The sequence below is a fragment of the Actinophytocola gossypii genome (genome assembly GCF_025165815.1).
GTDB classification, from domain to species: Bacteria; Actinomycetota; Actinomycetes; order Mycobacteriales; family Pseudonocardiaceae; genus Actinophytocola; species Actinophytocola gossypii.
Genome location: NZ_JAFFZE010000014.1, coordinates 169150 through 190502, shown reverse-complemented (window position 1 = coordinate 190502; position 21353 = coordinate 169150). Strand labels below are relative to the sequence as shown.

Sequence of the window (21353 nt, the reverse complement as noted above, 5' to 3'; positions counted from 1 at the left end):
CCCTCGGACCAGGGCGATTGCGTATTACGAATCGAGTTTAGCTATGCGCAACGACGACTGGTCGCGGACCATCCGCTACGAGATCATTCCCACCCCCTCCGTCGAGGAACGGGTCGTCGAGTCGGTTCCGCTCTCGGTGCCGGTCACGATCACCGCCTCGCCGACCAAGGGGCTGGGCCCGACCCTCGCGCTCGCGGAGCGGCTCGCCGGGCACGGGTACCGGGTCGTGCCGCACGTGTCCGCCCGGCTCGTGGTGGACGACGTGCACCTCAAGGAGATCGTCGAACGGCTCGTGCGGGCCGGTGTGGACGACGTGTTCGTGCCGGCAGGCGACGCCGACCCGCCGGCCGGGCGCTACCACTGCGCGCTGCAGCTGCTGGCCGAGCTGACCGCGCTCGGTAGGCCGTTCCGGCACGTCGGCATCACCGGCTACCCGCAGAGCCACCCGTCGATCGACGACGACATCGCCGTGCAGGCCATGTGGGACAAGCGAACCCACGCCACCTACATCGTGTCGAACCTCTGCTTCGACGCCGCCGTGCTCACCGCCTGGGTGCGCCGGGTCCGGCGCCGCGGCGTCGACCTGCCCATCCATGTCGGGCTCGCCGGACCGGTGGCGCGGACGAAGCTGCTGTCGATGGCGGGGAAGATCGGCGTGGCCGAGTCGGCGCGGTTCCTCGGCAGGCACCTGTCCTGGTTCGCGCGGATCGCGACGACCTACTCCCCGGACACGTTGCTGGCCAAGGCGTCCGACCTGTCCACCCCGGACCTGTCGGTGGCCGGCCTGCACGTGTACACGTTCAACCAGCTCGCGGAGGCGGAACGCTGGCGGACGGGCCGCTGAGCGGAGCTCGCGGAGCGAACGTCGTCATGAGCACCGCCAGCTCGCGCTCCAGGCCGCCCTCGCCCACCTCGACCACCTCCAGCGGGAGACCGAGGACGGCCGCGGCGTCGGCGGCCCCGGCCCGCAGGGCCTCGGTCGGCCGCTGCGCGAGCCACACCACGCGGCGGTAGTGGCGGAAGTAGTCGTCGCGCAGCTCGGGGTGCCGGTCCAGACCCAGCTCGGCGACGACCGTGCGGCGGAACGAGCGGACGAGGAAGTCGGTCAGCACGTAGGTGCCCGGCTCGGCGTCCAGCAGCGCGCGCATCCGTTCCGTCCCGGCGAAGACGTCGTAGCAGTGCGCGCCACCCAGCCGGGCCACGCCGCGCCGCGCGCACAGCTCGTCGAGCGCGCCGTAGGTGCCGCAGTCCGCGAACGCCACCGCCACCCTCGGGTACCCGGTCAGCGCGTCGAGCGCCGCGTCCACTTCGGCCGCGATGCGCTCGGGACGGTTGTGCAGCAACGGCGGCAGCGGGTGGACGCGTACCGGCCAGCCGTTGCGCGCGGCGATCCGGTCGACGTGCGCGGCCAGCGCCCCGCACGCGACCACCGCGATCTCAGGGAAAGGCGAGCTGCTCGATGAACCTGTCGTTGAAGTCCGGCCGGTCGGAGAGCTCGACATAGCGCACCTCCTCCAGCAACGCGTCGGCGCCGGCCCGCTCGCGCATCGACAGCAGCGCCATCTTCGCGCCCTCGCCGGCGACGTTGCCGGCGCTGACGATCCGCAGCACCGGGATCTTCGGCACCAGCCCGATCCGCACGGCGTTGGCGGGGGACAGGTACGAGCCGAACGAGCCGGCCAACAGCACCTGCTGGATGTCCTCCTCGGCCACCCCGAGCTCCTCGACCAGCAGCCGCCAGCCGGTCGCGATGGCCGCCTTGGCGAACTGCAGCTCCCGCACGTCCCGCTGCGACAGGTACACCGCCGGCTCGTCGTCCCGCCAGTGCAGCACGAACACCCGCTCGCCGGCCACCTCGCGCAGCCGGTCCGCGAGCGCCGGGAACTTCTCCCGCGCGTCGGCCTCCGCCATCAGCCGCCCGGAGGAGTCCAGCAACCCGATCCCGACCAGCTCGGCGACCGCGTCCACCAGCCCGGACCCGCACAGCCCGACCGGCTCCACGTCGTCGATCACCTGGAGCCGCACGCCGTCCTCGTCGACCTTGACCACCTCGACCGCACCCGGCGCGGCCCGCATCCCGCAGCGGATCGCCGCGCCCTCGAACGCCGGACCGGCCGGCGCCGCGGTGGCGAGCAGCCGGTGTCCGTCACCGAGCACGATCTCGCAGTTCGTGCCGACGTCGACGAACAGCCGCACCCGCTTGTCCCGGTCCATTCCGGACGCCAGCATCCCGGCCACGATGTCGCCGCCCACGTAGGCGCCCAGTGCGGGGAACGTGTACGCGGGCGCGCCGGGGTGCACCCGCACGCCCAGGTCCGCCGCGAGCACGCGGGGGAGCGCACGGCTCGCCACCACGAACGGCGCCACCCCGAGCGGCTCCGGGTCGATGCCCAGCGCCAGCTGGATCATCGTGGCGTTGCCGGCCAGCGCCACCTCGTACACCCGCCCCGGGTCGACGCCTGCCTCGGCGCACACCTCGCCGGCCAGCGTGGCCAGCGTCTCGTGCGCGCGCCCGGTCAGCCTGCCCAGCGTGTCCGGGTCGAGCATGGTCGCGCTGATCCGGGTGATCACGTCCGCGCCGAACGGCTGTTGCGCGTTCAGCATCGACGCCACCGCCGCCGGGGTGCCGGTGGACAGGTCGAGCAGGGTCGCCACCACCGTCGTGGTGCCGAGGTCGAACGCGATCCCGTACCGCTGCGCCGTGGTGTCGCCCGGCTCGACGTCCACCAGCCGGTCGTCCACGACCACCGCGGTGACCGTGTAGTCGTTCTCCCGCAACGCCTTCGGCAGGTTCCGTACGGCCTGCAGGTCGACCGAAGGCTCCAGGTCGTCCAGTGCGTCCAGCAGTCGCTCCACGTCGGACCGCTGGTCGGTGAGCGTGGGCTCGGTCAGCGTCACGCACCGCTTCTGCACCGCCGGCCGCAGGATCACCTGCCGACCGACGCCGACCATCGCCGCCTTGGGCCGGGTGACCAGCGGCGGCACCTCGACCGCGAGGTCGCACCCGGCGCGCGCCAGGCACGCCAGCCGCCACCCGGCCGCCAGCTCGTCCTCGCTGAACGCCCTCGGGTCCGACGTGGACACCTCGACCTGCCCGTCGACCCGCACCCGGCACTTGCGGCAGGTGCCGTGGCCGCCGCAGGTCGAGTCGATCGCGATGCCGTGCCAGCTCGCCGCGTCGAACACGCTCACCCCGGCGGGCACCCGGACCTCCTTGTCGCCGAAGGAGATCCGCACCCGGTCGGTCATGGCGCGGCGCGCCGCTTCGCCCGGTGCGCGGCGATCCAGTTCGCGCCCCACGCGTCGTTGCCGAGCAGCAGGTCGGCCGCCTTCACCGCCTCCACCATCACCGGCGAGCGCGCGTCCATGATGGCCGAGGTGAGCCCGCAGTGCATGGCCATCGGCAGGAACGTGGCCCCGATGGCGTCGCGGTCCGGCATGCCGAAGGACACGTTGCCGGCGCCGAGCGTCATGTTCACGCCGAACTCCTCGCGGATCAGCCAGATCGTCTCCAGCGTCTTGTTCACCAGCGTGGTGTCGGCGCCGATCGGCATCGCCAGCGGGTCGATCACGATGTCCTCCAGCGGGATCCCGTACTGTCCCACCGCGACGTCGATGATCTTGCGGACGATCTCCAGCCGCTTGCGCGGGTCGTCCGGAATCTCGTCCTCCTCGTTCGGCAGCGCGATCACCGCCGCGCCGTACCGCTTGACCAGCGGGAGGATCTGGTCGAGCCGCTCCTGCTCGCCGGTCACCGAGTTCACCAGCGGCTTGCCCTGGTAGACCCGCAGCGCCGCGTCCAGTGCCTCGACCACGGAGGAGTCGATCACCAGCGGCAGGTCGGTGAGGCCCTGGACCATGGTGACCGCCTTGCTCAGCAGTTCGGCCTCGTCGGTGAGCGGGACGCCCATGTTGACGTCCAGCACCATCGCGCCGCCGGCCACCTGCTCGGCGACGTCGACCTCGATCCGGGACAGGTCGCCCGCCCGCAGCTTCTCCTGGAACTTCGGCCGGCCGGTCGGGTTGATCCGCTCGCCGATGACGCAGAACGGCTCGTCCGGTCCGATCGTGACGGTTCGGCCCGGCGAGGAGATGACTGTCTCCATGGCACGGCTCCTGTTCAGACGGTCGCCGCGACGCGGCGTTGCCGGATCAGCTCCTTGGCCCGCTTGACCGCCGCGGACGCGTCGGCCGCGTAGCCGTCGGCGCCGACCGCGTCGGCGTACTCCTGCGTGACCGGCGCGCCGCCGACCATCACGATCACCTGGTCCCGCAGCCCAGCCTTCTGCAGGGCGTTCATGTTCGCCTTGAACATCGGCATCGTGGTGGTGAGGAACGCGGAGAACCCGACCACGTCCGGCTTGTGCTCCTGGATCGCGGTCACGAACTTCTCCGGCGCCACCTGCACGCCGAGGTCGATCACGTGGAAACCGGCGCCCTCCAGCATGATGTTGACCAGGTTCTTGCCGATGTCGTGCACGTCGCCCTTGACCGTGCCCATCAGGAACGTGCCGGCCGTCTCCGCGCCGGTGTCGGCGAGCAGCGGGCGCAGCACGTCCAGGGCGCCGCTCATCGCCTTGCCGGCGATGAGCATCTCCGGCACGAAGAAGTCGCCGCGCTCGAACCGGGCGCCGACCTCCTCCAGCGAGGGGATCAGCGCGTCGAACAGCATCGTCTCGGGCGTCATTCCCTGTTCCAGCCCGAGGTTCGTCAGCTCGAGCACACGCGGTCCGTTGCCGACGAGGGTCTCGTCGTACAGCGCCTTAAGAATCTCGTCAGGACCCACTGTTCCGCCTCATTTCTGTGTGGCTCGTCTCGGCCGGTAGCCGAGCCGTACGGACAGCGACCGGGTGCTGTCGACCAGGCGGGACCCGATGCGTGCCGCGTCCGCCTTGGATATCCGCGTGGTCGGCCCGGAAACCGAGACCGCGGCGACCACCGAGTCGTCCCGGGTGTGCACGGGGGCGGCGACGGCCACCAGCCCCTCCTCGAGTTCCTCCCAGGTCAGCGCCCAGCCGCGCCGGGACACCTCGGCGAGGTCGTCCTTGAGCTGCCGGATGGTCGGTGTGCGGCCGACCGGCGACTCGGGCAGGTCGCCGTCCGGCATCGGCAGCGCGCGGTAGGCGTAGAAGACCTTGCCCAGCGCGGAGCAGTGCGGCGGCACCGAGACGTCGAGCCAGTTGGTCGCGCCGAGCAGGTAGGCGGAGTCGACCTGGGCGACCTGCACGACCTCGGCCCCGCGCGGCACGGCGAGGTTCACCGTCTCGCCGGTGTGCTCGCTGAGCTCGTCGAGAACCGGCTGGGCCAGCTCGAGCAGGTCCTGGGTGGTGTCGTGCTGGGCGGCGTAGACGGCGAAGAGCGGTCCGGGGCGGAACAGGCCGGCGCGGTCGCGGCGCACCAGGCGGTTGCGCTCGAGAGCGTGCAACAGCCGCGACGTCGTCGACTTGGCGAGACCGACCTCGTCCACCAATGAGGTGAACGTGCGCTCGCCGGACTCGACGATGAGGGCGAGCAGAGCCGCTGCCCTGTCCACTGCCTGACTCCCCGCCGGAGGGGTCACCGAACCTCCTCGATCGAGTGAGAGTTCCATGTTGTGGAACCGAAGTTCCATAACACGAGCGTAAGATTCGACGAGCCCGAACGTCAAGGGAGAGCGATGTTCCGGAACCAGTTGCCGCACTACGAAATCCTGTCCGGCGAGGCGATGGAGGTGCTCGACTCCGGCTGGCGCCGGATCGTCTCGGAGATCGGCGTCGAGTTCATGTCGGACCGTGCGCTGGAGCTGTTCCGCGCCGCGGGGCAGAAGGTCGAGGACAACAACGTCCGCTTCGACCCGGACTTCCTGCTGGCTCAGGTGGCGAAGGCGCCCCGCGAGTTCGGCGTGCAGGCCCGCAACCCCGCCAACAACGTCCACATCGGCGGTGACCACATGGTCTTCGGCGGCGTGTACGGGCCGCCGTTCGTGCGCGAGGGCGAGGCGCGCCGGGACGGGTCGATGGCCGACTTCGAGAACTTCGCCCGGCTGGCCCAGAGCTTCTCCGCGCTGGACACCGCCGGCGGCGTGATGTGCGAGCCGAACGACGCTCCGCTGGACTCCCGGCACCTGGACATGACCTACGCGCTGCAGACCCTGACCGACAAGTTCTACATGGGCAACGTCGTCTCGGCGGTGAACGCGGCCGACACCATCCGGATGACCGAGATCCTCTTCGGCGGCCGGGAGGCGATCGAGCGGACCCCGGCGACGATCTCGCTCATCAACTGCAACTCGCCGCTGCGCTGGGACGACCGGATGCTGGAGGCGCAGTTCGAGTACAGCGGCGCGAACCAGCCGGTGGTGCTGACCCCGTTCCTGCTGATGGGCGCGATGTCGCCGGTGTCGATCCCGGCCGCGCTGGCCCAGCAGATGGCCGAGGCGCTGACCGGGATCGCGCTGTCCCAGCTGATCCGCCCCGGCGCGCCGGTGGTCTTCGGATCGTTCCTGTCCAACATCGACATGCGGTCCGGGTCGCCGTGCTTCGGCACCCCGGAGTCGGCGGTCGGGCTGCTCGCCACCGGGCAGATCGCGCGCCGGTTCGGCCTGCCGGTGCGGTCCGGCGGTGGGTTGACGTCCAGCCAGACCCCGGACGCGCAGGCCGCCTACGAGGGCCTGATGACGATGCTGCCGGCGTTCCTGGCCGGTATCAACTGGGTGATGCACAGCGCGGGCTGGCTCGAAGGCGGGCTGGTGGCCTCGTACGAGAAGTTCGTCATCGACGTGCAGGTGCTGGAGATGCTCCAGCAGGAGTTCCGACCGCTGGAGGTCACCGAGGAGTCGCTGGCGTTCGACGCGCACACCGAGGTCGGGCACGGCGGGCACTTCCTCGGCGCCGCGCACACCCTGGAACGCTTCCGCACCTGCTTCTACCGCCCGTTCCTGTCCAGTTCGGACAACTACGAGCGCTGGACCCGCGACGGCGCCCGCGACGCCGCCACCCGCGCGGGCGAGATCGCACGGACCAAGCTCGAGGAGTACGAACAGCCCCCGCTCGACGACGCCATCCGTGAGGAGCTGGCCGAGTACGTCACCCGCCGCCGTCGCGAACTGGGGGACTGATGACGCACCCGGACCGGCTGTGGCGTAATCCGTGCCTGAAATGGTCCTACGACGTGGTCATCGTCGGGGGCGGCGGGCACGGGCTGGCCACCGCGTACTACCTGGCGCGCGAGCACGGCATCACCAACGTCGCGGTGCTGGAGAAGGGGTGGCTCGCCGGCGGGAACATGGCCCGCAACACCACGATCATCCGCTCCAACTACCTCATGGACGAGAGCGCGGCCATCTACGAGCACGCCATGAAGCTCTGGGAGGGCCTGTCCGACGAGCTCGACTACGACATCCTGTTCAGCCAGCGGGGCGTGCTCAACCTGGCGCACACGCTCGGCGACGTGCGCGAGGGCGTGCGGCGGGTCAACGCGAACCGGCTCAACGGGGTTGACGCCGAGTGGTTGACCCCCGATCAGGTGAAGGAATTCTGCCCGATCGTGGACATCTCGCCGGACGTGCGGTACCCGGTGCTCGGCGCCACCCTGCAGCCGCGCGGCGGGATCGCCAAGCACGACCACGTGGCGTGGGCGTACGCGCGGGCCGCTGACCGGCTCGGGGTCGACCTCGTGCAGGGCTGCGAGGTCACCGGCTTCGTCCGCAGCGGCGGCCGGGTCGTCGGGGTCGACACCAACCGCGGGCCGATCCGGGCGGGCGCGGTGGCGCTCGCGTCGGCCGGGCACTCGTCGGTGCTGGCGTCGCTGGCCGGCCTGCGCCTGCCGATCCAGAGCCACCCGCTGCAGGCGATGGTCTCGGAGCTGCTGGAGCCGGTGCACCCGTGCGTGGTCATGTCCAACCACGTGCACGTCTACGTCAGCCAGGCGCACAAGGGCGAGCTGGTGCTCGGCGCGGGCATCGACCCGTTCAACTCCTACGCCCAACGCGGCTCGGTGCACGTCGTCGAGCACCAGCTGGCGGCGGCGCTCGAGCTGTTCCCGGTCTTCGGGCACGCGCACGTCCTGCGCACCTGGGCGGGGATCGTGGACACCTCCCCGGACGCCTCGCCGATCGTGGGACCGACCCCGGTGCCCGGGCTCTACGTCAACTGCGGCTGGGGCACCGGCGGGTTCAAGGCCACCCCGGCGTCCGGCTGGGTGTACGCGCACACGATCGCGCACGGCGAGCCGCACGCCCTGAACAGACCGTTCGGTTTGGACCGCTTCACCACCGGCGCGCTGGTCGACGAGCACGGCGCCGCGGCCGTCGCGCACTGAACGGGGGTTCCCTGTGCTGCTCATCCGCTGCCCCTGGTGCGGGCCGAGGAACGAGGTCGAGTTCTCCTACGGCGGGGCCGCCGACGTGGTCTACCCGCCCGACCCGGACGCGCTGTCCGACGCCGAATGGGGTGAGTACGTGTTCGTCCGGGACAACCCGCGCGGCCCGTTCGCCGAGCGGTGGGTGCACACGGCCGGGTGCCGGCGATGGTTCCGCGCCGTGCGGAACACCGTGACCCACGAGTTCCGGGAGGAGTCGTGAGGCTGCCGTCCGGCGGTCGGATCGACCGCACCACGCCCCTGACGTTCACCGTGGACGGTGTCACCCACACGGGGTACCGCGGCGACACGCTGGCGTCCGCCATGCTCGCCAACAACGTCCTCGCCGGTCCGAGTATCCACCTGGGCCGGCCACGCGGGATCGTCGCCGCCGGGGTCGAGGAACCCAACGCCCTGGTACAGGTCGGTCCCGAGCCGATGCTCCCGGCCACCACGGTCGAGCTGACCGACGGCATCGAGGCGACCACCCTGTCCGGCCGTGGCCGCCTGGCCACCCCGAACGACGGCTACTTCGACAAGACCTACGCCCACTGCGACGTGCTGGTCGTCGGCGGCGGGCGCGCCGGGCTCGCGGCGGCGGTCGAGGCCGGGCGCTCTGGCGCGCGGGTGTTCCTGGCCGACGAGCAGCCCGAGCTCGGCGGCTCCCTGCTGTCCACCCCGGACACCTGGGAGTGGCTGGACACCGTCGTCGCCGAGCTGGCGTCGTTCCCGGAGACCAGGGTCCTCACCCGCGCCACGGTGTTCGGCTACTACGACCACAACTACCTGTCCATCGCGCAGCGCCGGCCCGGCGGCGGCCGGCTGTGGCACGTACGCGCCGGCCGGGTCGTGCTCGCGACCGGCGCGCACGAACGGCCGCTGGTGTTCGCCGGCAACGACCGGCCCGGCGTCATGCTCGCCGGCGCGGTCCGCACGTACCTGAACCGGTACGCGGTCCGCCCCGGCCGGCGCGCCGTCGTGTGCACGAACAACGACAGCGCCTACGCGACCGCGCTCGACCTGCTGGAGTCCGGCGCGGAGGTGCTGGTCGCGGACGTCCGGGACGAGGAGTCAGCGCTCGCCGCCCTGGTCCGCTCCGCCGGCGGCGAGGTGCGGGCCGGGACCACGGTCACCGGCACGACGGGCTCGCCGTGGGTCACGTCGGTGTCGCTCGGCTCCGAGACCGCCGACTGCGACCTGGTCGCCGTGTCCGGCGGCTGGAACCCGGTGGTGCACCTGCACAGCCAGGCCGGCGGCACCCTGCGCTACGACGACGCGACGGCCGCGTTCGTGCCGGACGTCGCCCGGCAGGCCCACGTGTCCGTCGGCTCCGCGAACGGCGAGCTGGACCCCGTCCACCCGCTGTGGACGATCCCGGCCGCCGACGGCTCGTGGGACACCCACTTCGTCGACCAGCAACGCGACGCCACGGTCGCCGACGTCCTCCGGGCCACCGGCGCCGGGATGCGCTCGGCCGAGCACGTCAAGCGCTACACGACCATCGGCACCGCGCACGACCAGGGCAAGACCGCCGGTGTGAACACCCTCGGCGTCATCGCGGAGGCGCTCGGCGCCGGTACCCCCGGCCCGACCACGTACCGCCCGCCGTACACGCCGGTCCCGTTCGCCCTGCTCGCCGGCCGCGACCGCGGCGCACTGCTCGACCCGGCGCGGGTCACCCCCATCCACGCCTGGCACGTCGCCCGCGGCGCGGAGTTCGAGAACGTCGGCCAGTGGCGGCGCCCCTGGTACTACCCGCTGCCCGGCGAGACCATGACCGAGGCCGTGCTGCGCGAGTGCCGGGCCGCCCGCGAGGGCGTCGGCGTCCAGGACGCGTCCACGCTCGGCAAGATCGAGCTGGTCGGCCCGGACGCGGGCGAGTTCCTGAACCGCATGTACACCAACGCGTTCGCGAAGCTCCCGGTCGGCACCGCCCGCTACGGCATGATGTGCACCGCCGACGGCATGGTGTTCGACGACGGCGTCGTGCTGCGCCTCGCCGAGGACCGCTACCTCGCCACGACCACCACCGGCAACGCGGCCGCCGTGCTCGACCACTTCGAGGAGTGGCTGCAGACCGAGTGGCCCGACCTGCGGGTGCACTGCACGTCGGTCACCGAGCAGTGGGCCACGATCGCCGTCGTCGGGCCGCTGTCCGGCCGGGTGGTCGGCGCGCTGGCCGCCGACCTGCCGCCGAAGTTCATGGCGTTCGTGGACACGACCGTGCACGGGGTGCCGGCCAGGGTCGCGCGGATCAGCTTCTCCGGCGAGCTGGCCTACGAGGTCAACGTCGCCGGTTGGCACGGCCTCGCCGTGTGGGAGGCGGTCATGGCGGCGGGGGAGGAGTTCGGCATCACCCCGTACGGCACCGAGACCATGCACGTGCTGCGCGCCGAGAAGGGCTACCCGATCGTCGGCCAGGACACCGACGGCACGGTCACCCCGCTGGACCTGGGCATGGACTGGATCGTGTCCAAGCGCAAGTCGTTCGTCGGCAAACGCTCGCTGCGCCGCCCCGACACCGCCCGCCCGGACCGCAAACAGCTCGTCGGCCTGCTGCCCGTCGACCCGGACGACCTGCTGCCGGAGGGCGCGCAGCTGGTCGCCCCCGACACCCCGCTCGACCCGCCGGTGCCGATGCTCGGCCACGTCACCTCCAGCTACCGGTCCGCCGCGCTCGGCCGCACGTTCGCGCTCGCCCTGCTCCGCTCCGGCCGCGACCGCCTCGGCCAGGTCGTGCACGCCCCGCTGGCCGACCGCACGATCGCCGCGATCGTGACCGAGCCAGTGTTCTACGACCCGGAGGGAACCCGCCGTGACGGATGACCTCATGCGCAGCCCACTCGCCGGTGTGACCTTCACCGCGCCGTTCGTCCGCGAACTGCCGTTCCTCGCCATGGTCAACCTGCGCGTGGGGACCTTCCCGCACCCGCTGCCCGGCCCGAACCGCGTCGGCACGCTCGACGGCCGCGACGTGTTGTGGCTCGGACCCGACGAATGGCTCGTCGTCGGCCCGCCCGGTGACGCGCCCGCGATCGAAACCCTGCTGCACCAGGCCCTCGGCGACACGCACGGCTCCGTCGTGGACGTCTCGGCGAACCGCACCACGCTGGCCGTCTCCGGCCCGCACGCCCGCGACACGCTCGCCAAGGGCTGCCCGCTCGACCTGCACCCCAGCGTGTTCGGGCCGGGTCACTGCGCGCAGACCCTGCTGGCCAGGGCACAGGTGGTCCTGCGGCAGGTGGACGCCGACCCGACCTACCATGTGCTGGTACGAGGGTCGTTCGCCCCGTACCTGGCCGAATGGCTGGCCGACGCGACGAGGGAGTTCTGGTGACGATCAGCGTCTTCGACCTGTTCAGCATCGGCATCGGCCCGTCCAGCTCGCACACCGTCGGCCCGATGCGGGCGGCACGCACGTTCGTCACCGGCCTGGACGCCGACGGGCTGCTCGACTCGGTCACATCGGTGCGCGCGGAGCTGTTCGGCTCGCTCGGCGCCACCGGCCACGGCCACGGCAGCGACCGTGCCGTGCTGCTCGGCCTGGAGGGGGAGGACCCGGAGACCGTCGACACCGACACCGTCACCGACCGGGTCGACCGCATCCGCGCCACCCGCCGGCTCGCGCTGCTCGGCCGGCACGAGCTCCCGTTCTCGACCGACGACGACCTGGTCCTGCACCGCCGCAAGAGCCTCCCGTTCCACCCCAACGGCATGCGCTTCGCCGCGACCGGCACCGGGTGGTCGCGGGAGCGAACGTACTACTCGGTCGGCGGCGGCTTCGTGGTCGACGAGGAGGCCCAGGGCGCCGACCGGATCAAGGTCGACGACACCGAGGTCGCCCACCCGTTCCGCACCGGCGCCGAGCTGCTGGCACACTGCCGTCGCACCGGCCTCGCGGTCAGCGAGATCATGCTCGCCAACGAGACCGCCTGGCGCCCGCGTGCCGAGGTGCACGCCGGCCTGGCCCGGATCTGGGACGTCATGCAGGAGTGCGTGCGCCGCGGCTGCTCCCAGCCCGGCACCCTGCCCGGCGGGCTGAAGGTGCGCCGCCGGGCCAAGGAGATGTACGAGCGGCTGTCCGGCGACCCGTTCTCCACCGACCCGCTGCGGGTGATGGACTGGGTGAACCTGTTCGCGCTCGCGGTCAACGAGGAGAACGCCTCCGGCGGCCGGGTGGTGACCGCGCCGACGAACGGCGCGGCCGGCATCATCCCCTCGGTACTGCACTACTACGCGCGGTTCGTGCCGGGTGCCACGCCGGAGGGCGCGCTGCGCTTCCTGCTCACCGCGGGCGCGATCGGCGTGATCTACAAGGAGACCGCGTCGATCTCCGGTGCCGAGGTCGGCTGCCAGGGCGAGGTCGGCTCGGCCTGCTCGATGGCCGCCGGCGCGCTGTGCGAGGTGCTCGGCGGCACCCCCGAGCAGGTGGAGAACGCCGCCGAGATCGGCATGGAGCACAACCTGGGCCTGACCTGCGACCCGGTCGGCGGTCTCGTGCAGATCCCGTGCATCGAGCGCAACGCGATGGCGTCGGTGAAGGCGATCAACGCCGCCCGGATGGCCCTGCAGGGCGACGGCAACCAGGTCGTCTCCCTGGACAAGGTCATCAAGACCATGCGCGAGACCGGCAAGGACATGAAGGTCAAGTACAAGGAGACCGCGCGCGGCGGCCTCGCCGTCAACGTCATCGAGTGCTAGTGGTGATCAGATGCCGTGTCTCATGGCGCGGGTGGACAGGGTCAGCCCGATGACCGCGATGGCCGTGGCGGCGATGAGGCCGTAGCGCACGGAGGCGTCGAGGAAGTCGCCGATGAACAGGGCACGGGCGGCGTCGACGATGTAGGTGACGGGGTTGACCGCGGCGACCGCGCCCAACCAGCCGGGTCCGGCGTCGACCGGGAGCAGGATGCCCGAGAGCAGCATGAGCGGGAAGACCAGCATCTGGGTGACCATCCAGAACAGGGTGCCGCTGGGTCGTGAGGCGAGGGCCAGAACGTAGGACAGGGCGCTGAGTCCGACGGCCAGGATGATCAGCAGCACCACGGTGGCCAGCGCGCCGGCCAGGTGGAGTCGCATGCCCAGGGGTACGGCGACGGCGGTGAGGAGGATGGCCTGGGTGAATAACGTGGCGGTGTCCTTGCCGGTGCGTCCGAGGATGAGCGAGGCACGGCTGAGAGGGGTGACGAGGAAGCGTTCCATCTGCCCGCCGTTGAGTTCGCTGAGCAGACTGTGGCCGGCGGACAGCGGCCCCAGGAGGCACATCATCACGAGGATGCCCGGGACGAACCACTGCCAGACGTCGCCGTCGCCATCCCCCAGGCTCGCGCCGGTGCCGACGAGCATCGAGCCGAACAGGACGAGGAACAGCAGGGGCTGTCCCATGGCCAGGACGATGCTGACCGGGGAGCGAAGCTCGGGAGTTATCTCGCGGGAGAAGACCGTCGCGGTGTCGTGGATGAGCTTAGGCATGGCTGACCGCGATCGGCTCGTCGGTGGTGGTCTCGTAGGCGTCGCCCGACTCGTCGAGGCCGGGACCACCACCGACTACGACCAGGCACTGCGCGCGTCCCACCACGACGGCGTCGACCGCATCGAGGCCGCGATCGGCACACCCGTCCTGCCATCACCACACCCGATGGAGCCCGACGGGCGTTCTTCGGCCCCGTGCTCCACGCGGTCCCATCCGGCGAAGCGTCGCTTCGACTATGGAGTGCGAGGCTCGACCTGATCGCCGTTCCCGCCTTCCACGAGGTCAAGGCGTAGTGCCGACGCCACCCCGGCGCGAGAACTCCGGGGCGTGCTCCGGCCGCAGGCCGATCGCCACCAGGTAGGCCGGGATCCGGCGCAGGGCGGGGAACCTGCGGGTCAGCACCAACGGCGGCTTCGGGAACGTCGTCCGCCGGCCGGAGATCACCGGTCCGACCACCACTCGCTGCAGGAGGCGCTGCAGGCCCTGGGTCACCGCGGTCGGCAGCCACCGGCGGCGGCGGACCCTGGCCAGCTCCGACTCGCTGACCCGGCGCCCGCGCAGGGGCCCGGCCAGCAGGGCGGCCGTCGCGACCGCGTCCTGGACCGCGACGTTGATGCCGACCCCACCGATCGGGGACATCGCGTGTGCCGCGTCGCCGATCAGCAGCAGGCCGTCGGTGTGCCAGCGGCGCAGCCGGTTCAGCCGGACGTCCAGGGTCTTGACCTCGTCCATTGACCCGATCGTGTGAACGCGGTCTGCGACCTCGGGCGCGAGGTTCGCGACCCGATCGCGGAACCGCTCGACCCCCTCCGCCCGCAGGTGCGCGTCCTCGCCCTTCTTCAGGAAGTACGCCACCTGGTAGTAGTCGCCCCGGTTGATGAGCAGCATCATCTCGTGGCCCACGATGTGTGCCTGGATGCCGCTGACCTCGCCGCTCTCCTCGGTGCGCGGCAGGCGGAACCACCACACGTCGAACGGCACCGGGAACTCGCGCGCCCGCATGCCGGCCTGGTCGCGCAGGATCGAGCCGCGCCCGTCGCACGCCACGGTCAGGCCGGCGCGGATCTCCCCCTCGGCGCCGTCCGCGGTGCGGTACCGCACGCCGACGACCCGGTCGCCGTCCCGCACCAGCTCGGTCACCTCGGTGTTCATCCGCAGCGTGAACGTCGGCTCCTCCTTGGCCGCGTCGGCCAGCAGGTCGAGGAAGTCCCACTGCGGCACCATGGCCACGTAGTCGTACGGCGGTGACAGCCGGCTGAACTCGCCGATCACCGCCACGCCGCCCTCCGGGTCGGGGAAGGCCAGTCGCTCCAGCCTGCTCTGCGGCAGCGCGCGGAACTCCTCGCCGAGGCCCAGCTCGTCGAGCAGCCGGATCGTCGACGCGTGCACGGTGTCGCCGCGGAAGTCACGCAGGAAGTCGCCGTGCTTCTCCAGCACCTGGACGTCCACGCCGCCCCGGGCGAGCAGCAGACCGAGCACCATCCCCGCCGGACCGCCACCGGCGATCACGCACGTCGTCCGTTCCATGGCCCCTCCAGTTGTTTTCATCGCGTGTTGAATAACTTCACCATGCCCCCGCTCGCGCCCACCGTCAAGCCGAATACCCTGATCGGACCATGAGCACCGCATCACAGCCCGCCGCCGTCCGGGCCCGCTTCTCGCCGTCGCCGACCGGAACGCCGCACGTCGGCCTCATCCGGACGATGCTGTTCAACTGGGCCTTCGCCCGACACCACGGGGGCAGGCTCGTCTTCCGGATCGAGGACACCGACGCCTCCCGCGACTCGGAGGACAGCTACCAGGCGCTGCTCGACGCGCTGCGCTGGCTGAACCTCGACTGGGACGAGGGCCCCGAGGTCGGCGGCCCGCACGAGCCCTACCGGCAGAGCGGCCGCTCGGACCTCTACGCCGACGTCGCCCGCCGGCTGCTCGAGGCCGGCGAGCTGTACGAGTCGTTCTCCACGAACGAGGAGGTCGAGCAGCGCAGGCGTGCCGCCGGCCAGGACCCCAAGCTCGGCTACGACAACGCCGACCGGGAGCTGACCGACGAGCGGAAGGCCGAGCTGCGGGCCGACGGCCGCGAGCCGGTGCTGCGGCTGCGGATGCCGGACGAGGACATCGCGTTCACCGACCTGGTCCGCGGCGACATCGTCTTCAAGGCCGGCAGCGTGCCCGACCCGGTGCTGGTGCGCGCGAACGGTGCCCCGCTCTACACCCTCACCAACCCGGTCGACGACGCGCTGATGGGCATCACGCACGTGCTCCGCGGCGAGGACCTGCTGCCGTCGACCCCGCGCCAGATCGCGCTCTACGGCGCGCTGCGGCGGATCGGGGTCACCACGTTCACCCCCGAGTTCGGGCACCTGCCGCTGGTGCGCGGCGAGGGCAACAAGAAGCTGTCCAAGCGCGACCCCGAGTCCAACCTGTTCCACTACCGCGACCGCGGCTTCCTGCCCGAGGGGATGCTGAACTACCTCGCGCTGCTCGGCTGGGCGATCGCCGAGGACCGGGACGTCTTCACGATGGCCGAGATGGTCGAGGCGTTCGACGTGTCCCGGGTCAGCTCGAATCCCGCCCGGTTCGACCTGAAAAAGGCCGAGGCCATCAACGCCGAGCACATTCGGCGGCTTTCCGAGGAGGATTTCGTCGCCCGCGTGGTGCCCTATCTGGTGACCGCGAAACTCCTGCCGGAGAATCCGTCGAGCGAGCAGCTGGCGACCCTCACCGCGATCGGCCCGCTGGTGCGCGAACGCGTCACCGTGCTGTCCGACGCGGTCGAGATGGTGCGTTTCCTGTTCGTGCCGGAGGAGGAGTTCACCCCGGAGCCCGCGGCCGCCGCGAAGTCGCTCGGCGAGGACGCCGGCCCGGTGCTCGACGCGAGCATCGCCGCGCTCGAGGCGCTGCCGGAGTGGGCCACGCCCGCGATCGAGGAGGCACTGCGCGGCGCGCTGGTCGACGGTCTGGGCCTCAAGCCCCGCAAGGCGTTCGGACCGGTGCGGGTGGCCGCGACCGGGCGCACGGTGTCGCCGCCGCTGTACGAGTCGCTGGAGCTGCTCGGCCGGGAGCGGTCCCTCGGACGGCTGCGTTCGGCACGAAGCTGACAGGTCTGTAACGCGCCGTTGACAACAACCGATACAGCTTAATCGGGTTCCGGTGGAGGCACGCTCACTTAATCGTGTCAGTAGAGCCACTATCACCTCCTTAGCCGAATCGGTGAGGGGCGATCAACGCCTAGCCTCTCCTGATGACTTGGACCAAATCGGTGCTGTCCCCGGTCCGTGGGGCGGGGATGGCCGATCCGATCATGTCCGGTTCGGGTAGTGAGCTGTCACGTCGGGAGTTGCTGGTCCCTGATGTCCTGCATGGTGGTCGCCAGGGACGCGTCACCGCAGGAGGTGGCGAGGTAGAGGTAGGACGGCTACCACAGGTGCTCACCGCGGGAACGTGTCCTGCGGCTGCTGTGGCGAGATACGGTGATCGACGTGCTCGTCCGCTACCGCTATCGCATCGAGCCCACCGGACCACAACGGGCGGTGTTGGCGCGCACATTCGGTTGTGTCCGGGTCGTGTTCAACGACGCGGGGTGGGGTCGGTTCGTGTCCATTCTGGAAGAGAAAGCCGAGCACTACGGCCGCACCGTGGTGAAAGTCGATCGGTGGTTCCCGTCATCCAAAACCTGCTCCGAATGCGGTCTGGTGGCCGACTCGATGCCGCTGCGGATACGCAAGTGGACCTGCGGGTGCGGCGCTGTCCACGACCGCGACTTCAACGCCGCGATCAACATCCTCGCCGCAGGGCGTGCGGAGAGAATAAACGCCTGTGGAGCCCGTGTGAGTCCCCCTTCCGAGGGGGCGTTGGGTGAAGAAGCAGGAAGCAGAGGGAAACCGCGAGGAACTACCACCCCCGCGGAATGACCGCGAGGGAATCCCCGCCGTTCACGACGGGGAGCACGTCAACTTTGGGCTCGTGCCATTTCCGACCGGCGCATCCTCGGCCGCACGCAGGCCTCGCGGAGGCGTCCCCGGGCACCGGCCCGCAACGATCAACGCGATCTGTCTGGACATCGACGACACCCTCGTCGACTTCACCGCGACCGCGCGCCAGGCGCTGTCGCACATGATCGGCCGCGACGACATGTGGCTGAAGTGGCAGCGCACGACCGACGAGCACGTGGCCAAGGTGGTCGCGGGTGACCTCGCCTACGAGGACATGCACCGGGCCCGCACGAAGGCGTTCATGGCCGATCTGGGGGCCCTGCTGGACGACGAGCTGGTGGCGTTGCTCGAGCGGCGCCGCAGCACGCGGCTGCGGACGTCCTGGCGCCTGTTCGAGGACGCCGTGCCGTGCCTGGACTGGTTGCGCGCGGCCGGGCTCAAGCTGGCCGCCGTGACCAACGCCTCCGGTGCCCACCAGCGGACCAAGCTCGAACGCCTCGGCATCAGCCGCTTCTTCGACACCGTGCTCATCGCCGGCGAGCTGGGCGCGGCCAAACCCGACCCGGTGATCTTCCACACCGCCTGCGCGCTGATGGGCGTCCCCCCGGAGGAGACCCTCCACGTCGGCGACCTCCTGGAGGCCGACGCGGTCGGCGCCCGCGACGCCGGCCTGCACGGGGTGTGGCTGAACCGCTCCGTGGACGACGCGCGCCCGGCGACCGGCATCGACATGATCGAAAGCCTTGCCGACCTGCCGGAACTGCTGGTCACCGAGTACCGGACGCCCGCGCTGGCGGCCGCGGTACCCGTGCACGGGGAGCCCCTTTCGCGGCCACCGGAGCTGTGGTCTAACATCTCTTCTCGGCACTGAGGAACAGCGAGCCGGTGACGACAACGGCGCGCTGAGCTGGAGTGTCGGTGGGGTATGGTGTAATCGGCAGCACGACTGATTCTGGTTCAGTTAGTCTAGGTTCGAGTCCTGGTACCCCAGCGGAGAGAACGAGATCGGCTTCTGATAGCGTTCACTCTGTTCCTGGCCCCGTCGTCTAGCGGCCTAGGACGCCGCCCTCTCAAGGCGGTAGCGCGGGTTCAAATCCCGTCGGGGCTACAACACTTCGCAGCGGCGCTGACGCAGGTCAGCGCCGCTGCGGTCGTCTGAGCGGAACAATCAGCGGTAACCCGAGAGGGGCCGTCTGGAATGCCTCGTGGACTCAACGGGCGTCGTCCGGTCGACGATGCGACGTACAGCGGAGACGACGCTGAGTGGCCGGGGGCCGGGACTGCTCCCGCTGATCGTTGCGGTGCGGCTCGATCAGCTACCGGCTGAGCGACGCGCGGGGGTCCTAGGCCTTCCTCTCCAGTGGATGGAACTCCAGTTGGCGCAACCGGTACGGCGGGTCGGCCTCGGTAGCCGCCTCGACCCGCAGGTCGCCGACCCGCGCGTGCAGGAGCAGCGGCTCGGCCCGTACGTCGGCGAGGTCCTCGCGCAGTTGCTTGGCCACCGTGCGTAACAGGCGGATCAGCCAGTCCTGCGGCACGAGGCTCAGGTAGCGGTCATCGAAATGCCGGCGCAGTTCCTCGTTGCTGGGCGGCGCCCATTCCGGGGCGTCGGCCGTGGCGAAGCGGGAGACGACCCACCGCATCTGCGTGAGGGCGTGGCTCTCGATGTGTTGCTTGAGCGTGGTCCAGCTCGGCATCCCGTGCTCACGGGCGATGGCCAGCTGGGCTTGGTCCAGCGTTGCGAACTCCCCGGTGGAGAGGCGGCGTTTCGCCTCGAGCTTCAGATACCGAAGACTGGGCTGGTCGGGGAGCGCACGTGACTGATCGGACAAGGCAGTCCTTCCTCGTCACCCGCGGGTCCGCGACATCGGGCAGGAAAGACATGCCGACGATTGGCTTGACGAAACCGGTGAGCTTGCAGCTCTGCCCGCGGACCCAGAGGCGGCCGGGAACCACCGGCCATGATCCTACCCGAACGCGGCCGCATCCAGGACGCCGACGTGACCGCGCTGTCGAACGGGTCGGTGACGTCGGGGCGGTCGACCTCGACCATGAGCCAGCCGTCGACGGTCGCGGGCAGGACGGGCCGGGCCGGAGAGGTCTTGGAGGTGTAGCCGGACGCCGTAGATGAGGGCTCGTCGAGGACGACTTGCGCGACCGGTACATGGCCGCGAGGCAGCGGATGTCGCTCACCGCAGCTGCGGTTTCGCCCTTTTCGGTAGACCGGACGCGTCCGAACGCGCCGCTGTGTGGCAAGTGACCCCTCTGTTTCCTGCACGCCGCTACCGCATTCTCCGGCCTGGCTTGACTGGGTGTGTCCGTCTTGGTTATCGGGGGAGACTCGCTCGGACCGAGCTGAAACAGGTGATCGAACTGACGACGATCGAGGAGCCCAGTCTTCGGAAGCGAACAAGGCGCGGATGCTGAGGTGGGGGAGGGCCCGGGGTGGAGGACTGTGCGGGGTCCAGCTCCTGTGGACGTAGGTGAGTGCGATGCCGCTGGGGCGATTCGGGCGTCCTGGCGAGGCGACGAAGTAGCGGCGTGGTTAGGGGTCGAGCGCGGCGCGCCGTTCGGCGAACCGCGCTCGGTCCCGGATGGTGCTGCTCAGCAGCGCTGCTTGTAGAAGTACTGCTCGTTGGCGTCCATGTTGTCCTGGGTGAGGGCGTGTAGGTCGGCGGTGATGGCGCGTTCCACCGGGTTTCCCTCGATCGCGGCGATCGCCTGTTCGACGCCCTGGCGGCCGATGGCGGCGGGGTCCTGTGCGATCAGGGCCTGGAACTCGCCTTTGCGCAGGCCTTCCACCTCCGACGGGCTGGCGTCGAAGCCGACGAGGTTGACCTGGCCGATCTTGCGCACGTTGCGCAGGCCCGTCGCCGCGCCCTCGCCGGCGTTGAGGTTGGTGGCGAAGATGCCTACCAGGTCGGGGTGGGCGGCGACGGCCGCGGTGACCTTCGACGCCGCCTCCGCGGGTTCGTTCTGGGTGAACTGGATGCCGATGGACTTGAGGTTGGGGTAGTTCTTCAGCTCTTCTTCGAAGCCGGCGGCGCGTTCGTTGGTGGTTGAGGTGCCGGCGATGGTGTCCAGTACCAGGACGGAGCCGGACTTGTCGCCGACCAGGTCGGCCAGGGTTTGTGCGGCCAGGCGGCCGCCTTCGGTGTTGTCCGAGGAGATCGACGACTCGGCTACCGACTGGTCGGCTAGTGCGGTGTCGACCTCGATGATCTTGCTGCCGGCGTTCTTCACCTGCTGGATCGGTGCCTTCATCGCCTTGTCGTCGGTCGGGGCGATCAGGAGTGCCGCCGGTGGGTCGCCGATGAGGGCGTTGACCTTCTCCGTCTGCAGGGTGGGGTCGAACTTCGCCGGCTCCTGCGTGCCGAGTTCGTAGCCTGCCTCCTGGGCCGCGGCTTCGGCCCCGCAGCGTAGGGAGATGTAGAAGGGCTCGTTCTGCGTGCCGGTGATCAGCGTGAGGTTCTTGCTGTCGATCGACGCCGAGTCGTCACCGCCGGCGTCTCCGACCTGGCCACTGCAGGCGGCCGCCAGTAGGGCCGTTGTGGCGAGCATGACTCCGGTTGTGGTGAGTGACGATCGCTTCATTGCTTTCCCATCTT

At 70.6% G+C, this 21353-nt stretch carries 21 protein-coding genes and 2 tRNA genes; 14 read left to right on the top strand and 9 right to left on the bottom strand.

From position 1 onward, the window contains the following. Positions 1-43: 43 nt before the first annotated feature. Positions 44-844, top strand: a complete 801-nt coding sequence (locus JT362_RS17330) for a methylenetetrahydrofolate reductase (RefSeq protein ID WP_260192255.1) — start codon at positions 44-46, stop codon at positions 842-844. On the opposite strand, the gene JT362_RS17325 is transcribed toward JT362_RS17330, so the two are convergent. From JT362_RS17325 to JT362_RS17305, 5 genes are read right to left on the bottom strand one after another with little or no spacing between them, the layout of a single operon-like run. Continuing rightward, positions 801-1430 (bottom strand): DUF1638 domain-containing protein, encoded by a 630-nt coding sequence (locus JT362_RS17325; protein WP_260192254.1) that lies wholly within the window; start codon positions 1428-1430, stop codon positions 801-803. The genes JT362_RS17330 and JT362_RS17325 overlap by 44 nt on opposite strands. 7 nt (positions 1431-1437) lie before the next feature. Next, a complete protein-coding gene (locus tag JT362_RS17320) occupies positions 1438-3249 on the bottom strand; it encodes an ASKHA domain-containing protein (RefSeq protein ID WP_260192253.1) in 1812 nt (603 codons plus the stop codon). Continuing rightward, on the bottom strand, positions 3246-4106 hold the full coding sequence (locus JT362_RS17315) for a dihydropteroate synthase (RefSeq protein ID WP_260192252.1): 861 nt from the start codon (positions 4104-4106) through the stop codon (positions 3246-3248). Before JT362_RS17315 ends, JT362_RS17320 begins: the two co-directional genes overlap by 4 nt. Positions 4107-4120: 14 nt before the next feature. Continuing rightward, a complete protein-coding gene (locus JT362_RS17310) occupies positions 4121-4786 on the bottom strand; it encodes a cobalamin B12-binding domain-containing protein (protein ID WP_260192251.1) in 666 nt (221 codons plus the stop codon). A 9-nt stretch (positions 4787-4795) separates the two neighbouring features. Beyond that, positions 4796-5533: an IclR family transcriptional regulator gene (locus tag JT362_RS17305; RefSeq protein WP_260192250.1), complete on the bottom strand. Its 738-nt coding sequence runs from the start codon at positions 5531-5533 to the stop codon at positions 4796-4798. 123 nt (positions 5534-5656) lie between these two features. On the opposite strand from JT362_RS17305, the gene JT362_RS17300 reads away from it, so the two are divergent. The 6 genes from JT362_RS17300 to JT362_RS17275 are packed head-to-tail and all read left to right on the top strand — an operon-like array spanning position 5657 to position 13038. Then, positions 5657-7096, top strand: coding sequence for a trimethylamine methyltransferase family protein (locus JT362_RS17300; protein ID WP_260192249.1), 1440 nt, complete (start codon positions 5657-5659; stop codon positions 7094-7096). Next, positions 7096-8298, top strand: a complete 1203-nt coding sequence (locus tag JT362_RS17295) for a sarcosine oxidase subunit beta family protein (protein WP_260192248.1) — start codon at positions 7096-7098, stop codon at positions 8296-8298. Before JT362_RS17300 ends, JT362_RS17295 begins: the two co-directional genes overlap by 1 nt. 13 nt (positions 8299-8311) lie before the next feature. Beyond that, positions 8312-8560, top strand: a complete 249-nt coding sequence (locus tag JT362_RS17290; RefSeq protein ID WP_260192247.1) for a sarcosine oxidase subunit delta — start codon at positions 8312-8314, stop codon at positions 8558-8560. Beyond that, positions 8506-11163 carry a 2Fe-2S iron-sulfur cluster-binding protein gene (locus JT362_RS17285; RefSeq protein WP_260192246.1) on the top strand — a complete coding sequence of 886 codons (2658 nt, stop codon included), beginning with the start codon at positions 8506-8508 and terminating at the stop codon, positions 11161-11163. The genes JT362_RS17290 and JT362_RS17285 overlap by 55 nt, the downstream gene beginning before the upstream one ends. After that, on the top strand, positions 11153-11674 hold the full coding sequence (locus JT362_RS17280) for a sarcosine oxidase subunit gamma (RefSeq protein ID WP_260192245.1): 522 nt from the start codon (positions 11153-11155) through the stop codon (positions 11672-11674). Before JT362_RS17285 ends, JT362_RS17280 begins: the two co-directional genes overlap by 11 nt. Then, a complete protein-coding gene (locus tag JT362_RS17275) occupies positions 11671-13038 on the top strand; it encodes an L-serine ammonia-lyase (RefSeq protein WP_260192244.1) in 1368 nt (455 codons plus the stop codon). The genes JT362_RS17280 and JT362_RS17275 overlap by 4 nt, the downstream gene beginning before the upstream one ends. Positions 13039-13044: 6 nt before the next feature. Here the strand turns inward: JT362_RS17275 and JT362_RS17270 are convergent, their stop codons facing one another. Continuing rightward, entirely contained in the window at positions 13045-13809 is a 765-nt protein-coding gene (locus JT362_RS17270) for an ABC transporter permease (protein ID WP_260192243.1), read from the bottom strand. A gap of 195 nt (positions 13810-14004) precedes the next feature. On the opposite strand from JT362_RS17270, the gene JT362_RS35630 reads away from it, so the two are divergent. Further along, the gene (locus JT362_RS35630; RefSeq protein ID WP_375546514.1) at positions 14005-14103 is read left to right on the top strand and encodes a hypothetical protein; all 99 of its coding nucleotides are present in this window, start codon (positions 14005-14007) and stop codon (positions 14101-14103) included. Here JT362_RS35630 and JT362_RS17265 read toward each other — a convergent pair. Then, on the bottom strand, positions 14093-15337 hold the full coding sequence (locus tag JT362_RS17265) for an FAD-dependent oxidoreductase (RefSeq protein WP_260192242.1): 1245 nt from the start codon (positions 15335-15337) through the stop codon (positions 14093-14095). The two genes, JT362_RS35630 and JT362_RS17265, sit on opposite strands and share 11 nt — an antisense overlap. A gap of 89 nt (positions 15338-15426) precedes the next feature. Between JT362_RS17265 and gltX the strand changes: the two genes are divergently transcribed. The 5 genes from gltX to JT362_RS17240 all read left to right on the top strand — a co-directional run bounded on the left by gltX (position 15427) and on the right by JT362_RS17240 (position 18853). Further along, a complete protein-coding gene (gltX, locus tag JT362_RS17260; protein WP_260192241.1) occupies positions 15427-16911 on the top strand; it encodes a glutamate--tRNA ligase in 1485 nt (494 codons plus the stop codon). Positions 16912-17283: 372 nt separating this feature from the next. Further along, the gene (locus tag JT362_RS17255) at positions 17284-17724 is read left to right on the top strand and encodes a zinc ribbon domain-containing protein (protein ID WP_260192240.1); all 441 of its coding nucleotides are present in this window, start codon (positions 17284-17286) and stop codon (positions 17722-17724) included. Between the two features lie 52 nt (positions 17725-17776). Beyond that, positions 17777-18616, top strand: coding sequence for an HAD family hydrolase (locus JT362_RS17250; protein WP_311202722.1), 840 nt, complete (start codon positions 17777-17779; stop codon positions 18614-18616). 48 nt (positions 18617-18664) lie between these two features. Beyond that, a tRNA-Gln gene (locus JT362_RS17245) sits at positions 18665-18736 on the top strand. Between the two features lie 44 nt (positions 18737-18780). Then, a tRNA-Glu gene (locus tag JT362_RS17240) sits at positions 18781-18853 on the top strand. Positions 18854-19088: 235 nt separating this feature from the next. Here JT362_RS17240 and JT362_RS17235 read toward each other — a convergent pair. Beyond that, positions 19089-19577, bottom strand: coding sequence for a hypothetical protein (locus JT362_RS17235; RefSeq protein ID WP_260192239.1), 489 nt, complete (start codon positions 19575-19577; stop codon positions 19089-19091). A gap of 129 nt (positions 19578-19706) precedes the next feature. On the opposite strand from JT362_RS17235, the gene JT362_RS17230 reads away from it, so the two are divergent. Then, positions 19707-19859 (top strand): hypothetical protein, encoded by a 153-nt coding sequence (locus tag JT362_RS17230; RefSeq protein WP_260192238.1) that lies wholly within the window; start codon positions 19707-19709, stop codon positions 19857-19859. Positions 19860-20349: 490 nt separating this feature from the next. On the opposite strand, the gene JT362_RS17225 is transcribed toward JT362_RS17230, so the two are convergent. After that, positions 20350-21306, bottom strand: a complete 957-nt coding sequence (locus JT362_RS17225) for an ABC transporter substrate-binding protein (protein ID WP_375546513.1) — start codon at positions 21304-21306, stop codon at positions 20350-20352. Between the last annotated feature and the right edge of the window lie 47 nt (positions 21307-21353).